The organism is Psychrobacter sp. CX90 (assembly GCF_057396305.2).
In genome coordinates, this window is sequence record NZ_CM182008.1 from 1771769 (window position 1) to 1787144 (window position 15376).

Below are 15376 nucleotides of genomic sequence, written 5' to 3' on the forward strand. Positions count from 1 at the left end.
TTAAGACTGCATCTTTAGCATTAATTTAACTATAGCAGTTATGGTGCTGCTTTTAAGGCATTTAATACAAGGACAAAAAAGATGAGCCCTAAAAAGGACTCATCTTCAGGCCATGGTTTACAACATCAAAGCAGGATAAAGTTAAAGAAGGATAAAGTTGATAAACTAAATTACCCGCCTCTATCGTCTACGCTAGTTTAGCTCTACCACAATATCATATGTTAGCGGACCGTTGCGATATTCGCTGCCTTCATAACTTACTCGCACCACATATTTGTCATTTTGTTCAACTTCAAAGCTACTGTTTGAGAAGTGATGTGTAACGGGTGATATTAAGACAGCTTCAAAGTCGTCTGGCTGAACGTCAACAGTAATACGATCGCCTTTACTAGCGAAAATAAAATAATCGCAATAGTTCTTTTTTAAGACTTCCTTGGTTCTAACAATTCTGTCTAAATCTACTTCCGTGGTAATTAGCTTAGGACATTTATCGTGGCGACGGGCAGCAAAGCGGGCTTGGCTTATCTCCAAAGACTCTAAAAATGCTTCTTTTGTTTCGTCTGCTTTAGAGGGTATCTGCACTGACTGTACCACCTCAGGCATCCTAACATCATAGTCATTTTTATCTGCGATAATTGGGCTGATGGGAGCATTTGATTGAGTCAAGTACCCCTCAGAAATTTCAGGCAAACCCACTATAGACACATCCTTCCAATCCCCTTCTTCGGACTTCAAAGGTTTGCAGGCGCTTATAATGAGCGTAAGTAAGAAGAAACTCAATACAAGAGGTTCTGATGGTAATTTAGATTTCAAACAGTGCCCCTTTTTTTAACACCAATCTTTAATACTAAAATTTATATAGTTAATTTGTTAAAATAATTGCTTATTATACCATTTATCGTGTCTTAATAAGTTATTTTGTACAGTTTAGTTACATTTTATAGGTTGACTTAGATTATAAATAAATCTAGCAGTTGAGCAGCTTTATGAGATGTATAAATATAAAATCATCATAATAAAACCATAAAATAGGCGTCATGATGTGAGTTAAGCTTGTCTGACATCTTAGCAATATTTCATTGTTTCATTGTTTTGCTAGCGATAATCGATATCATGAGAGCTATAAGAGTTGTGGGAGCTATAAGATAAGCGGTATAAGAATGTATTGATGAAAAAAAGGGGTTGCACAAGATAACTCAAGCACCTTTATACTTGCCCTTATTGAAGACAAATTGCAGTCGTTAAACCTGCTTATAACTCATCTCTTGCAATCTATTGAGAGATAGAGATGAGTTATAGTCAGAAGGTAGAATGTATTGGCATCCTCTGCCCTGTTATTTTATCAGCGTATATGTTGAATTTTATTAATACTCACTCTGCAACATTCGCTAAATTCGCTAAAGTTAGTAATACCCTAATGTTATCTGGTCACTGCTTCTACACCGCTAGACTTTGCTATTAATAGTGTGTCTGCTTGATTGGCGGCAAAAATACCATTACACACGACACCAACGATATTATTGAGTGTTTTTTCCATATTGCTGGCATTTTGAATATCAAGGTAATAAGTATCTAAAATAACGTTGCCATAATCAGTGACAAAGCCTTCACGGTAAACAGGCTCTCCCCCTAGTTTAACAAGCTCTCGTGCCACATAAGATCGGGCCTGTGGCAATACCTCAATAGGTACTGGAAACTCACGCCCAAGTTGAGTAACCCACTTACTGTCATCAACAAGACATAAAAAAATCTTTGAAGCTGCCGCCACTATTTTTTCACGAGTGAGCGCCCCACCTCCGCCTTTGATAAGCTGTAGGTTTGGATTTACTTCATCAGCACCATCAATATACAAGTCAAGCTCGCCTGTAATATTTAAATCCATTACCTCAATACCTAGGGCTTCAAGTTTATTTTGAGTAACTTTTGAACTAGCAACCGCACCTTTTAGCCTAACTTGTGGTAATAAGTCAATCAGACAGTTGACCGTACTCCCTGTTCCCACACCTAAAACCATACCATCATCAATGTACTTAAGTGCCGCTTTAGCGACTTCTTGCTTCAGTTTCAATTGTTCACTCATATTTGCCCCATTAAATGTTAATTATAAGGTTCTGCATGTTGTAGTTGGGTTTGCTGGTAAATACCTTACTTCATTATACAGCTATATTTTAGTGATTTAACCTTCATTATTTTTAAAGCATATGAATACCTGTCTAATAGATAATAAATCTAGTGGGGGTAAGCAATTAATCTTTAATTATAAGGGTAATAACCAATTGGCATAGGTTAATTGAAGCCTAAACCTTGCACGATTGCTAAAAACAGCATAGGCTTATCAGTTATTAAAATTTCTTTAAATCGAGTCTCGCAGGATTATCTATGTTATCAAATTGGGTTCGCAACATTCTTCAAGCAACTGTATATGAAGCCGCTATACAAACCCCTTTGGACATCGCCCCAAAACTATCCTCTCGTTTTAACAACGATATCCGCTTAAAGCGTGAAGATTTGCAGCCTGTATTTTCATTTAAACTACGCGGTGCCTACAATCGTATTAGCCAGTTATCTGATGTAGAAAAAACCAGCGGCGTTATCTGTGCTTCAGCCGGCAACCATGCGCAAGGGGTTGCGTTCTCGGCCAGTAAACTTGGCCTTAACAGTATTATTGTGATGCCTACCACGACGCCTGAGATAAAAATAGAAGCTGTGAAAGCATTAGGCGGCAATGTAGATCTATATGGTGATAGTTTCGATATTACTAACCGATATGCTATTGAGCGTTCAAAAAAAGAAGGGCTGACCTATATTCCACCTTATGATGATGAGCTGGTCATCGCAGGTCAAGGTACTATTGGCCTTGAAATCAATCAGCAATGGCGAGATATGGACTATGTGTTTGTGCCTGTAGGTGGGGGTGGTCTCATTGCTGGTATTGCTGCTTTTCTAGGAGATGTGGCACCTCACGTTAAAGTCATCGCTGTGGAGCCAGAGGGTGCAGCGAGTCTAAAGGCTGCACTTGACGCCAACGAACGGGTTATCTTACCCCAAGTTAGTTTATTTGTTGATGGTACCGCAGTTGCTCAAATTGGCGACCTACCCTTTCAGGTGGTCAATATGCAAAAAAACGATGGCTCAGGTAAATTAATTGAGTCTGAGGTGGTTACTTGTAGCAATGACGAAGTTTGTGCTGCCGTTAAAGATGTATTTGAAGAGAACCGCACCATCGTTGAGCCGTCTGGAGCTCTGGCACTTGCTGGCATGAAAAAGTTCCTAATGAAGCACCATATAACCAATAAAAACTGTGTTGCCATTATCTCTGGCGCTAATATGAACTTTGACAGATTACGCTATATTGCTGAACGTACAGAAATTGGCGAGAAAAAAGAAGCTATTTTTGCTGTCACGCTTCCAGAACGCACAGGCGCTTTCTTGGAGTTTTGTCGTAGTTTAAAAGGTCGTAATATTACTGAATTCAATTATCGCACTCGTAGTAATAAAGCACCTGACTCTCTACAGCCTGCCACAATATTTGTCGGCATTGCGCTAAAAGAAGGCGAAAAAGAACGTCAAATCATTGCCACTACTTTAGAGGAATCTGGCTATGACGCTCAAGACTTAACCGATGATGACATTGCTAAATCTCATATACGCTACTTAATCGGTGGCCATGCTGGCGTAGAGGATGAGCAAATCTTTAAGGTTAGTTTTCCTGAACGTCCAGGAGCATTGTTAAACTTTTTAGAAAAGCTGGGTCAAGATTTTAATATCACCTTGTTCCATTACCGAAACCACGGGGCAGCCGATGGTCGGGTATTGGTGGGGCTACAAGCCTCTGATACCAACTCGCGCGCGCTACAAGATACGCTTCAAGATATTGGATATGAATGTACTCCTGTGACTGATAACGTGGGTTATCAAATGTTTTTAAAATAAGTTAGCATCTAGACTAACTCGTTTAAACAAGTACGATAATACGTTAAAATGTTTATTCTATAATAGGACTGATATTTTAGAATAAACATTTTAACCAACTTGCTTAGTTAGGCTATAACTAAAGCCCTTAAAAATCGATGCAAGACAACCGAGTAATAGTACGATAATGGTAGGCTAAAGGTTAACACCGTAGAGTTTTACAATTTGACCGACTATACTTTAAAAAAGTTCAGATTTATATTTATAAGGTAACTCATACAAGGTAAACATTAAAAGCATACTATGTCGAAACAACAAAATACGCCTGCATCTACCGCTAAAGTGCGCTTAGATAAGTGGCTATGGGCAGCACGTTTTTATCGTACTCGGAATCTTGCTAAACAAGCAATTGAAGGTGGTAAGGTACACTTTGCAGGAAGCCGAGTGAAAACCAGTAAAGAAATCAGCGTTGGCGATGAGCTAACCATTCGTCAAGGCTCAGCCACAAGTATGAGTGAAAAAAGCATCATCGTAAAAGCATTATCTACCCAGCGGGGTAATGCTACGATTGCCCAAACACTCTATGAAGAAACTGAAGAAAGTATCAAACGGCGTGAGTTCTACGCTGAGCAGCGCAAGTTGGCTAATTTGGCTCGACCTGATACAAAGCCAAACAAAAAACAGCGCCGCGACTTAAAACGCTTTAGATATCAAAACGATTAAATCTTATATTATAGTGGGTACTTTTAAATAATCTGCTCGCAAAATTTAGCTGATATTAATGACTTGCTCACATAACTTACTTACCATTACTCACTTACCATTACTCACTTAAATAGCTAACTTAAATAACTAAGCCCTACTGTTGGCATGAAAAGCTTGTTAAAATAGTGGATTATTTAAGTGACAATAATACACCAACCTTTTTTTGCACCTCCCTTTAAACATGAGTAGCTAATGCCTATTTCTAAATCAGTTTCTAATTCAGCACCCAAATCTGTTTTAATGGTTTGTCTTGGTAATATATGTCGCTCCCCCACTGCTGAAGAAATTCTGCGTCAGCGAGCTGCCATTGCAGGTCTCTCAATGAAAGTTGATTCAGCAGGCACAGGCGACTGGCATATTGGCTGTAACCCTGACCCACGTGCGCAAAAGCATGCTAAAGAACACGGCTACAATATTTGCAAGCTAGTGGCTCGTCAAGTAAGCCCTAAAGACTTCTACGACTTTGATTTAGTGCTAGCCATGGATGCTCAAAACTTAGCTGATCTTGAAGTTATCAAGGACAGTGCTGCCAAATTGTATCCTCAGGAGTCTCTCGCGACACTCACTTTATTAAGCGAAGTTGACCAAAGCTACTATAAACAAAATGTGCCTGACCCATATTTAGGAGGCCCTGAAGGATTTGACGATGTCATTACTCGTATTGAATCCTCTGTTGATGCCTGGATTGATAGCTGGAGAGTTTGACTAATGTTAGCTCAACAACATGACTATTGATATCGTTAAAATGGCAAGAAAACAAGGTTAACATCGCAGCATTTAAAGTAAAGTGCCTATACTTTATTTAAATTATAGATATATCCCTCTTATGGTATAAATATTTTATGACCAAACACATCTCAGTCTCTGCTCCTACCAATGTAAACAATGCGTGCTCTAAACAGTTACATAATGCAGATTTGTTAACTTTGAATACCATGCGTCTTGCCTGCATAGCTGAGCAGTTCATAACGTTGAGTGAGGAAACCGATGTCGATTTGGTTATTGGTCAACTCATAAATCTTGGCAAGCCAATGTTTATTTTATCTGGTGGTAGTAATGTTCTGTTGCCGCCAAAACTTGATGTCACTGTTATAAAACCAACCATGAAGGGCATTAACGTTTTGTTGGAAACGCCAGAGTATGTTGACATTGAGGTAATGGCAGGTGAAATTTGGCATGAGCTTGTGGTCTCTACCGTGAACAGAGGCTGGTTTGGCCTTGAGAATCTTGCTTTAATTCCTGGCCTAACGGGAGCTGCTCCAGTACAAAATATTGGTGCATACGGCGTGCAGTTGGAGGATTGCTTAACTCATGTACGTGCTTATCATTTGCCTACTCAAAGTTGGCATGAGTTTGATACTAATGCGTGTGAGTTTGGTTACCGTGATAGTAAATTTAAGCGTGAGGCTGGTCAGTGGTTCATAACTCGGGTTGGTTTTCGCCTTCATAAAGATAGTCACAAAGTAAAAGTGGATTATGGCGATGTAGCCACACTGGCATCAAGCTACGCTAATGACAGAAGTACAAGTCCATCTAAAGACAGTTCAGTAGGCAACATGACACCAGCTGATGTTATGCAGGCCATTATTCATATCCGTCAATCCAAACTTCCTGACCCCAGTCAACTGCCTAACTGTGGCAGCTTTTTTAAAAACCCTGTCATACCTACTCAACAGTTTTTAGCGCTCAAAGAAGTTTATACTAGTATTGTGGGCCACACAGTTGACGATACACACACTAAAGTAGCAGCTGGCTGGTTAATAGATAATGCAGGCTTAAAAGGACAGGGTATAAACCCCATCTTAACTCATGATAAACAAGCCTTAGTTTTGGTTAACCATGCAAAGGCTAGCGTAAATAAACCCGCTACCCAACATGACGTTTTCGTAACTCAACAGGTCATCCAACAAGTGATTAAAGATAAATATAATATAAGCTTGGAGCGTGAACCTGTATGGGTAGATAGAGTTGCCAGTTATGAGACAGTACCTTAGACCCTTGCATACAAACATTTATTGCAAAGTTCATTTCAAATCCTGACTTTCCTGTTGAATGATGACTTTTCTTTTAAATCACTTAATTTAATAAGGCATTAAGGCTTGCTCGCCATGTGGACTGCCCTCAAACAATATACTTTATGTCTAATAAGGCGACTGTTTTGTTGTCTCTTTATCGCAGCAATGATATCTGTCATATTATACTTGAGTTTATTTACCCCCATTTTTTCCTCAGCAGGGCTATCTTTACTCAATAAGTTACCCATTCCAGATGCACACAAACATCAAAAGAATTTTACTATTAAGACAAATTTCATAGAAAACCCTGCGCCTCATAATAATAGTCAATTAATATTGGAGGATATTCCCTCTGCCTATGTTGTTTTAGGTGGAGGTTTAACCGAGTTAAAACCTAATAATGATGAATATATGAAGCCCCAATCTTCGAAGTTAGAGGCTGATAAAGCTCAATCACAAAGCGCCATCGTGTTAAATCAGTATAGCTTAAGCCGAGTCCACACGGCATATATTAACTATAAGCACTTACCACTGCCTATTGTATTAACAGGCGTAGAATCCCCCTGGATGAGTGACTGGCTATTAGAAAATAATATTCATAACATTATCACTGAAAATGCGAGCATGAATACTTGTGAAAACGCCCGCTTTACTGCCAAACGATTGAACCTATCGAATGTCTATCTCATTACTGATGCCTATCATATGACTCGAGCACGTCGCCAGTTTGCATTGAATGGTATTCGCTCAACCCCTCTCGTCGCGCCATTACCTGCAAAAAAAGGATGGGCAAACCCTAAGCAGAATCTAATACATTCCCGACGTACTATATATGAGTTAGCTGCATACGTTCGTGACATTTTCATCCCTCAAAAAAACTGCCGTACTGCTGAAGAGGTTAGCCTCAATACATTGATGAAAAGTCGTAAGCCTAATTCAAATGAAGCATTGTAATAAGCATATGTGTTAGATTAATTTGTTTTATTTAAGAATTACTCTAAACAATCAATTTAGTTTGAATGCAATAGATGCTAAAATACCCTATTGCCTTAATGGTCTTATTTTTTAAAAAATCCGTTGTACCATCTACTTTGCTATAAGCAATGTTGGAGAGTTTATGGAAAGTATGTATTTATTAATACCGCTCAGCCTGATGTTATTTGTCGTGGGCATATGGGCAGTACGCTTTGCTGTTAGATCTAATCAATTCGAAGATTTAGATAACGCTTCCCAGCGGGTTATTTTGGACGATAGGCAAGAGCGTCGCCAAGCATTAAACGCCAAGGCCGAAATTAAAATACCAACAGAAGATCAAGATAAAACCAAGCAATCAAATAATAAAGATCAGAACCTGAATAACAACCTTGATAACTGATGATCAATTTTTGTTGTACAGATCTAATTTTTGATTGCTTTGAGTTAAAACATTAAATTAATCACTGTATAAAACACTCGGCCTACCTCTCATAAAGTTCGTATCTTATTTTACTGAACTTCATTAATTAGGATTCATTGTATGTCAGCCCCATTACTTGCCGCCGCTTTCGCTATGGGTTTTTTTGGTTCGCCGCACTGTCTAGGTATGTGTGGTGGTATTGTTACTGCGTTTGGTTTATCGATGAACGAAGTCAGCCCGTTAAAAAAACGTGGCCTCATTGCAACTTATCACTTTGGCCGCTTAATTAGCTATTCAATATTAGGGGTAATCGCAGGTTTAATAGGTACTAAAGTTCTGGAACCCCTGATGATGGGTAACGCCACGCCAAGAATATTGCTGGGTGTTGTGCTGGTAATTATTGGACTATCGATGCTTGGACTACGATTTTTGAATAGTCTGGAAAAAGTTGGTGCAAGACTTTGGAAAAAGCTAGCGCCAGTTCGTCAAAAGGTTTTTCCATTAACCACCTTCCCAAGAGCCTTAACTGCTGGTTTATTATGGGGGTTTTTACCCTGTGGTCTGGTTTATGGTGCATTATTGATGGCTGTGGTTGGCGGAAGCGTCTCAACTGCTGCTTTAATCATGTTCGCTTTTGGGCTAGGCACAGTGCCCATGTTAGTTGCTACGCAAGAAACAGTCGGCTGGTTACACAAGCAAATAGGGAAGTTTAGATTGCGTCAAATTAATGGCGTCATTATGATTCTATCTGGTTTGGCGGTTATTGCCTTGCCTATGTTAATGAAAAACATGCATCATGGTCATATGCAACATTCTCATCAAGCTATGGTAAGTGATAACACAACGATGAATCACTCAACTATGAACCATGAAGGTATGGATCATTCCAATATGGAAAGCCATGCACCAATGAGTCACGACGCTGAGCCTCATACCATGACTAACGATAGTCATCATGATATGTCACATAGCACAAACTAAGAAAGTCTAATTAAATTGTTCTAACTTTAATTTTGTGTCAAGATGCGTTTCTAACGCTGGCAGGTTAAACGCATCATCTTCACTAACAAAACTGATACTAATACCTGTTTGGCCTGCTCGTCCCGTACGACCAATTCGATGAACGTAATCATCTGGTTGATCGGGTAAGGTATAATTAACCACATGACTGACATCATCTACATGAATGCCTCGCCCCGCCACGTCAGTAGCTACTAATACTTTAGCCTCACCATTCTTAAATCTATCTAAATAACGCTCTCTTTTGTTCTGTTCAACATCTCCAGAAAGCATAACCACATTATAATCTTTATTTAATCGATTATAGAGTTGTTTAACTTGATCTTTTCGATTAGCAAAAACGATCACTTTTTCTGAACTTTCATCGTCCAATATTTGAGACAGTGCCTTATATTTATCAGACTCGGTAAGCAAATAAAACTTTTGCTCTACCAAATCACTGGTTTTATGTTCTGGCTCAATCTCAATAAATATTGGGTTTAGTAACCATTGATAAGCTAAATTCATTACATCTTGATTAAATGTGGCTGAAAATAAAAGACTTTGTCTATCTGTATTGGCAGGCATATACCCAATAATACGCTTAATATCAGGTATAAAACCCATATCTAACATTCGGTCTGCTTCATCCAGCACAAAGACCTCAATACGATCTAAAAAGACAAAACCTTTATGAATCAAATCAATCAGACGACCGGGTGTTGCTATTAAAATATCCGTAAACGCCTTTTCAAGCTGGTGATTTTGCTGCTCATAATCAATGCCACCCATCACACAGACACTATGCAGCTGCGTGTGACGAGTCAATATAAGGGCATCTTCAAAAATCTGATTGGCAAGTTCACGGGTTGGGGCTAATATCAAAGCACGCGGTTCGCCGATATAACGAGGTTCATCCTTATCAAAAGGCTTTGCTAATAAAGCCTCGATGATAGTGATCAAAAATGTAGCCGTTTTGCCAGTGCCTGTCTGCGCTTGACCAATGGCATCTTGTCCAGCTAAGGTATAGGGTAGGATTTGCGATTGTATTGGCGTCAGCTCCGTGAAACCAAGGTCACTCGTGGACTTCAAGATACTATTACTTAATGCCAAATCACTAAATTTAATAAACTTATCCACTGAACTTCCTTATGCTTAAATACCCGTTAATACAACTTCGAATTCATTATATTCATTAACCACCCTAAGTATATCAAACCTTAATAATAAAAAAGTATAATAACGAATGGTAATAATTATTGATAACAACTATCGATAATAACTATCGCAAATAAAAAAGCCGACACACTAGACCAGTTGCATATTATATGCAAATTGATCAAATGTATCGGCCATATAGCGGTCTAACAAAACCAGCAAACATTATTTTTGCTAGACAGCATTTGCTTAAAACATTACTAGTATGTAGAGTATCGCTAATTATTAAAAACGTTATTAATCAAGAAACTTGAGTTTTAGCAAAAGTAAGTCTAAAACAAAGATATGAAAAAATCTAATTTAACTCAATATATAACGTTTCTAAAACTATCTTGTTCATTGCAACTTATTTTTTAAAAGTTACAATAAGCAATCTACATCAAATAAATAATCAACAGGGCTAATTTTAGTCTTCAACTTTAGTAACTTCTTCAGCTTGTAAGCCTTTGTCGCCTTCAGTAACAATAAACTCAACCTTTTGACCATCGGCAAGCGAACGATAACCATCGCCTTGAATAGCACGGAAATGAACAAAGATATCTTCCCCACTATCGCGTTGAATAAAACCGAAACCTTTTGAATCATTAAACCACTTAACAGTACCTTGCTCACGAGCTGACATAATTTACTTCCTAAACTTAATAAATAAACTTCAATTTAGCCCCAATTGCTAATTATATAAATTAAATTTATAGCTAAAACTGGGTGTAAGTTGTGATGGATATGATATCCACTGATAGACAATATTAATTATGTATCATGTTTCTTAAGATAATATGATTTAATAGTACCAATGAAACATTTTGACATAGTTATTATCTATAACTAATCATATCATGACAATATGACAACACAAAGAGTTTTAACATAAAATTCACATTCATTGTATTACTTTAAGATAGTAGTTTAGTAATAATATGAATATATGACCTCTATTGGTTTAGGTTTAGCGCTTACTTAGAAAGGTTTTTAACCAGCGAAGTAGATAATTATTTAACCAAATATTTAAACCTTTATTTAAACAATTAAATACACACAACCCGTTAGGCATCCTAACTTTAAAAGCAGTATACTCTTAAAATAGAATTGTCTTAATTAAACCTCTTTATTCATTTTGATCAGCTGAGATTACAATGCCCCATGTCAAAAATCATTTAAATTTTAACCGGCGACTATTGCTTATAAATGGCCCTAATCTTAATTTATTAGGTAAAAGAGAGCCCGATATTTACGGGACAACCACCCTAAAAGAGGTTGAAACTCGCTTAATCAATATGCTCCAAGCACACAAAATAGAGTTAATTTGCCTGCAATCTAACTCAGAGAGCGCGTTAATTGATGCCATACAGCATCATGGCCTACTCACTGATAGCAATGAGCAAGTCGACGGTATCATCATTAACCCCGCTGCATTTACCCACTCATCTGTAGCGCTGCGTGATGCCCTACTCGCCACCAACAAACCTTTTATTGAAGTTCACTTGTCAAATATTCACAACCGTGAAGCCTTCAGAAGTCAGTCATATTTTAGTGACTGCGCTTTAGGAGTAATTTGTGGTTTAGGTCATCTTGGCTATGACATGGCCGTAAGTTATTTTATCGCTCAATATACAGACATCTAATGAATAAGCTGATATAACTAGCAGCCTATCAACAATTAGGTTAGACGGACAAGGCATTGCAACCATGGCAACATCAGGCAAACGATTCATTAAACTTGCAGGTATGACCGCAAGTATTGCGGGTAAAGCGGCAAAAAATTCTTTTAAACATTTGTCCAGCGATGAGGCTAAACGTAATCAAGCGCGTTCTGAAATGCTGCAAGATGTTGGTATACAGATTGCCGACACGTTAGGCGAGATGAAGGGTGCAGTGATGAAAGTGGGACAAATCGCTTCCCAATACAAAGATGTGTTTCCCCCTGAGGTGGCTAAGGCTTTAGAAAGACTGCAAAAAGATGCACCACCCATGCCTTATCATCAAATAAAAAAACAAGTTGAAAATGAGTTAGGCAAACCAATTGAACAAGCGTTCAAAAGCTTTGAACAACAGCCTTTTGCTGCGGCTTCTATCGGACAAGTTCATAAAGCGGTATTACCGAACAACGACCGTGTGGTAGTAAAAGTACAATATCCTGATGTAGACAAGAACTGTGACAGTGACCTTAAACAGGTACGTATGGCTTTGAAAATGGCCGGTGTACTTAATATGAGTCGCGAGTTACAGGATCAGATATTTCATGAAATCAGAAATAGCCTGAAAGATGAGCTTAATTACGTAAAAGAAGCGCATAACTTGGCCATATTTGCCGCTTTTCATGCTGATGATACCGGACTCATCATTCCTAAAGTCATTCCAAGTCATTCAACGAGACGTATTTTAACTTTAACCGAAGAACTTGGGGAATCATTGAGCGTTGCTGCCACTTGGGAAAACAGTGTAAAACAAAAAATAGCAGAGCGACTGTTTCACTTCAGTGCAGGACAGCTATTTAAGCTGTACCGTATGCATTGTGATCCGCATCCAGGTAATTTTGCTTTTCGCCCAGATGGTAGTGTCATAGCCTATGACTTTGGAGGTATTCGCTCCTATAGCGATGCTGAAATGCAGTTATTTATACGTTTTGCCAAACATGCGCTTAAAGGTGACGTTACCGCTTTAGAGCAAGATCTTATCGCCATGGAAATCCGTTGTGAAGATGATGTACTAGTACCTGGTCAATACTATCAGCAGTGGTTGGAAATAGGGCTACAACCGCTTTCTATTGCCCCCTACCATACCGGGCCATTCGATTTTAGCAACAGTCAAGTACATTATGAGGCCGTCGCTCAGGCTAAGCAAAGTTTGAAATATTACAAGCAATTTCAACCCTCATCAACCACCCTAATGCTAAACCGTACCGTAACAGGTCAGTACTGGAATTTGGTCAATTTAGGGGTTGAAATTGATCTTAGTCCCTTAGTCAGGCAGTATATCGATTTCTAATACCCATATGTTATGTTCTAATATCAACATGCAGAGTTGTGTGTTATTAGCTCACTCTATAAGTTAAATATTCGGTTATCACATGGCGTTTCGATCTGACTCTTTAAGTTTAAATCCTTGACTGGCTCTTATACATTTTTATGATGCAAAAATTATTATATAGACCATTCAATCAAAAAGTGAATAGACCTTGATGAGTAAGATAATGTTTGATTTTAAAGTTAATGATAATCATTTACTTTTTGAAAGTATGTGTTTATAATACTGATTAGTTAAAGGGTTAATGGAGATCACTAATTTCAATAGTTAATTCCGATAACTAATAATAATAATAAAAACCAATAATAGTATTTGTCTCCATAGCCTGCTGAGGTTACTCAGCAGGCTTTTTTTGTTTTAAACTTTGCTTCTATATTTACAACTAATCAATATTGCGTGTTTTTTATTTTAATAATCTATCCAATCAGATGTATTTAAACTATAATAAAATTAAAAATTCATTTTAAATATATATTTAAGAAGAAAGTCATGATGAATAAAAAGGTGCTAAACATTCAGCCACCATCACACCAACCTATATCGCCACATCCCATATTTAATTTTGGTTTTCGAATATTTTTTAGCGCAGGTAGCCTCTTTGCAATTATCACTATGCTAATTTGGATGTTTATATATACCGGTAAAACCAGTATAGATGTGACTAAAATAAACCCTTTTTATTGGCATGGCCATGAAATGTTGTATGGCTATGCCATGGCCATTGTTGCAGGGTTTTTACTCACTGCTGTTAAAACATGGACTGGCGTAATGATGCCATACAGTTATCGCCTTATGGGTATATTCATATTTTGGGCTATAGCCCGCATTAGCTGGGCATTTATAGGGATCAATATAGGCAGCAGCTCTGCATGGCTATTGTTAGCAATGCTAAGCGACTTAATTTTTATGCTGCTTATGATAACGGCAATTGCTAATGCAGTTTTAAAGGTAAAGCAATATAAACAGATAGGCATTGTCTCCAAGCTGTTATTACTTATTATTGGCAATGCGCTTAGTTATTATGGCTTTTATAAGGGAGATATTAACTATACAAGAATAGGCATCTACGTTGGACTCTATTTAATTATAGGCGTAGTGCTTACCATAGGACGCCGTGTGGTTCCTTTCTTTATCGAACGTGGATTAAGTTTTGATAGTAAGGATGAAGTGAAGGTAAAAAATAGCAAACTGCTCGATATCCTAAGTTTAATTTCTTTCTTTGTATTCATGCTTGCAGATATCTTTTTCCCTATGCCTTATCTCATAAGCATAAGCGCATTTACTGTATTTATCGTCAATTTTGTCAGGCTTATGGGTTGGTATAACCCTCGGCTTTGGCAAAAGCCATTGTTGTGGTCACTCTATTTGGCATTTTTAGGAATGTGTATCGGCTTTCTTCTCTTTGCCCTACAACCTTGGTTTAACTTTAGTCACAGTTTAGCCGTTCATGCAATAGCAATTTCTGGAATCGGTATGATGACTATTGCAATGATGGCTAGAGTGTCACTGGGACACACTGGGTTAAATATCCATAATCCCCCTAAAACTGTGATTTTAATGTTTTGGTTAATGATAATAGTGTTTTTATTTAGAGTCATTATGCCTATTATTTCATTAGACCAATATCTAGCTTGGATAATGATTTCACAAACAGCTTGGATAGCTTGTTTTGCATTATTTTGTAGCAGCTACCTTCCCATTTTGTCTAGACCAAGAAAAGATGGCCTGTTCGGTTAGTCTTATTAAGATTAAATTGAATGTTCTAAGTTGAGACTAAAATGCACGGTATAAAAAACAATAACGTATCGACACTATAACCAAACCATTTTAAACTTATGGCAAGAAACCCGAGAGCATCCTATACAGTAGGTAGTACGTACGGCTAGTGAATGGTCAAGGTAACACCGTAATAATTTAACCTTGGGTAGGACAATACAGTAAGTAACTGTAACCATATATTCATAGTGCTTGTTCCACAGTTCGCAAGCCATAGCACCTAATGTATAGTGCCTATTACCTCTACCTCTCGTTAGGGTAAGTGATACCT

At 38.0% G+C, this 15376-nt stretch carries 14 protein-coding genes; 10 read left to right on the plus strand and 4 right to left on the minus strand.

The features are described 5' to 3' along the window. Nucleotides 1-192: 192 nt before the first annotated feature. Together AC2SLN_RS06915 and rpiA are read right to left on the minus strand one after the other, a co-directional pair. The gene (locus AC2SLN_RS06915; protein ID WP_486550658.1) at nucleotides 193-813 is read right to left on the minus strand and encodes a hypothetical protein; all 621 of its coding nucleotides are present in this window, start codon (nucleotides 811-813) and stop codon (nucleotides 193-195) included. A gap of 607 nt (nucleotides 814-1420) precedes the next feature. Then, nucleotides 1421-2080, minus strand: a complete 660-nt coding sequence (rpiA, locus tag AC2SLN_RS06920; RefSeq protein WP_486550656.1) for a ribose-5-phosphate isomerase RpiA — start codon at nucleotides 2078-2080, stop codon at nucleotides 1421-1423. A 299-nt stretch (nucleotides 2081-2379) separates the two neighbouring features. On the opposite strand from rpiA, the gene ilvA reads away from it, so the two are divergent. The 7 genes from ilvA to AC2SLN_RS06955 all read left to right on the plus strand — a co-directional run bounded on the left by ilvA (nucleotide 2380) and on the right by AC2SLN_RS06955 (nucleotide 9069). Further along, nucleotides 2380-3933, plus strand: coding sequence for a threonine ammonia-lyase, biosynthetic (gene ilvA, locus AC2SLN_RS06925; protein WP_486550654.1), 1554 nt, complete (start codon nucleotides 2380-2382; stop codon nucleotides 3931-3933). Nucleotides 3934-4215: 282 nt separating this feature from the next. Beyond that, complete coding sequence (locus AC2SLN_RS06930) at nucleotides 4216-4635, plus strand: RNA-binding S4 domain-containing protein (protein ID WP_486529757.1); 420 nt, start codon at nucleotides 4216-4218, stop codon at nucleotides 4633-4635. Nucleotides 4636-4869: 234 nt separating this feature from the next. After that, nucleotides 4870-5382 (plus strand): low molecular weight protein-tyrosine-phosphatase, encoded by a 513-nt coding sequence (locus AC2SLN_RS06935; RefSeq protein ID WP_486550652.1) that lies wholly within the window; start codon nucleotides 4870-4872, stop codon nucleotides 5380-5382. A 137-nt stretch (nucleotides 5383-5519) separates the two neighbouring features. Next, nucleotides 5520-6671, plus strand: a complete 1152-nt coding sequence (gene murB, locus AC2SLN_RS06940) for a UDP-N-acetylmuramate dehydrogenase (protein ID WP_486550650.1) — start codon at nucleotides 5520-5522, stop codon at nucleotides 6669-6671. A gap of 207 nt (nucleotides 6672-6878) precedes the next feature. Beyond that, on the plus strand, nucleotides 6879-7646 hold the full coding sequence (locus AC2SLN_RS06945; RefSeq protein ID WP_486529754.1) for a YdcF family protein: 768 nt from the start codon (nucleotides 6879-6881) through the stop codon (nucleotides 7644-7646). 163 nt (nucleotides 7647-7809) lie between these two features. Then, a complete protein-coding gene (gene ccoS, locus AC2SLN_RS06950) occupies nucleotides 7810-8067 on the plus strand; it encodes a cbb3-type cytochrome oxidase assembly protein CcoS (RefSeq protein ID WP_486529753.1) in 258 nt (85 codons plus the stop codon). 141 nt (nucleotides 8068-8208) lie between these two features. Continuing rightward, complete coding sequence (locus AC2SLN_RS06955; protein ID WP_486550648.1) at nucleotides 8209-9069, plus strand: sulfite exporter TauE/SafE family protein; 861 nt, start codon at nucleotides 8209-8211, stop codon at nucleotides 9067-9069. A 6-nt stretch (nucleotides 9070-9075) separates the two neighbouring features. On the opposite strand, the gene AC2SLN_RS06960 is transcribed toward AC2SLN_RS06955, so the two are convergent. Next, on the minus strand, nucleotides 9076-10227 hold the full coding sequence (locus AC2SLN_RS06960) for a DEAD/DEAH box helicase (protein ID WP_486550646.1): 1152 nt from the start codon (nucleotides 10225-10227) through the stop codon (nucleotides 9076-9078). Nucleotides 10228-10711: 484 nt separating this feature from the next. Continuing rightward, on the minus strand, nucleotides 10712-10927 hold the full coding sequence (locus AC2SLN_RS06965) for a cold-shock protein (RefSeq protein WP_486529750.1): 216 nt from the start codon (nucleotides 10925-10927) through the stop codon (nucleotides 10712-10714). A gap of 511 nt (nucleotides 10928-11438) precedes the next feature. Here AC2SLN_RS06965 and aroQ point away from each other — a divergent pair. The 3 genes from aroQ to AC2SLN_RS06980 all read left to right on the plus strand — a co-directional run bounded on the left by aroQ (nucleotide 11439) and on the right by AC2SLN_RS06980 (nucleotide 15066). Then, nucleotides 11439-11927, plus strand: a complete 489-nt coding sequence (gene aroQ, locus AC2SLN_RS06970; RefSeq protein ID WP_486550644.1) for a type II 3-dehydroquinate dehydratase — start codon at nucleotides 11439-11441, stop codon at nucleotides 11925-11927. Nucleotides 11928-11991: 64 nt separating this feature from the next. After that, the gene (locus tag AC2SLN_RS06975) at nucleotides 11992-13290 is read left to right on the plus strand and encodes an ABC1 kinase family protein (RefSeq protein WP_486550642.1); all 1299 of its coding nucleotides are present in this window, start codon (nucleotides 11992-11994) and stop codon (nucleotides 13288-13290) included. A 528-nt stretch (nucleotides 13291-13818) separates the two neighbouring features. Next, on the plus strand, nucleotides 13819-15066 hold the full coding sequence (locus tag AC2SLN_RS06980; RefSeq protein ID WP_486550640.1) for an NnrS family protein: 1248 nt from the start codon (nucleotides 13819-13821) through the stop codon (nucleotides 15064-15066). Nucleotides 15067-15376: the final 310 nt, after the last annotated feature.

Coding starts and splice junctions, on each gene's coding strand:
- rpiA (WP_486550656.1), bottom strand. CDS start 2,080: ATGAGTGAACAATTGAAACTGAAGCAAGAAGTCGCTAAAGCGGCACTT.
- ilvA (WP_486550654.1), top strand. CDS start 2,380: ATGTTATCAAATTGGGTTCGCAACATTCTTCAAGCAACTGTATATGAA.
- AC2SLN_RS06930 (WP_486529757.1), top strand. CDS start 4,216: ATGTCGAAACAACAAAATACGCCTGCATCTACCGCTAAAGTGCGCTTA.
- AC2SLN_RS06935 (WP_486550652.1), top strand. CDS start 4,870: ATGCCTATTTCTAAATCAGTTTCTAATTCAGCACCCAAATCTGTTTTA.
- murB (WP_486550650.1), top strand. CDS start 5,520: ATGACCAAACACATCTCAGTCTCTGCTCCTACCAATGTAAACAATGCG.
- ccoS (WP_486529753.1), top strand. CDS start 7,810: ATGGAAAGTATGTATTTATTAATACCGCTCAGCCTGATGTTATTTGTC.
- AC2SLN_RS06955 (WP_486550648.1), top strand. CDS start 8,209: ATGTCAGCCCCATTACTTGCCGCCGCTTTCGCTATGGGTTTTTTTGGT.
- AC2SLN_RS06965 (WP_486529750.1), bottom strand. CDS start 10,927: ATGTCAGCTCGTGAGCAAGGTACTGTTAAGTGGTTTAATGATTCAAAA.
- aroQ (WP_486550644.1), top strand. CDS start 11,439: ATGCCCCATGTCAAAAATCATTTAAATTTTAACCGGCGACTATTGCTT.
- AC2SLN_RS06975 (WP_486550642.1), top strand. CDS start 11,992: ATGGCAACATCAGGCAAACGATTCATTAAACTTGCAGGTATGACCGCA.
- AC2SLN_RS06980 (WP_486550640.1), top strand. CDS start 13,819: ATGATGAATAAAAAGGTGCTAAACATTCAGCCACCATCACACCAACCT.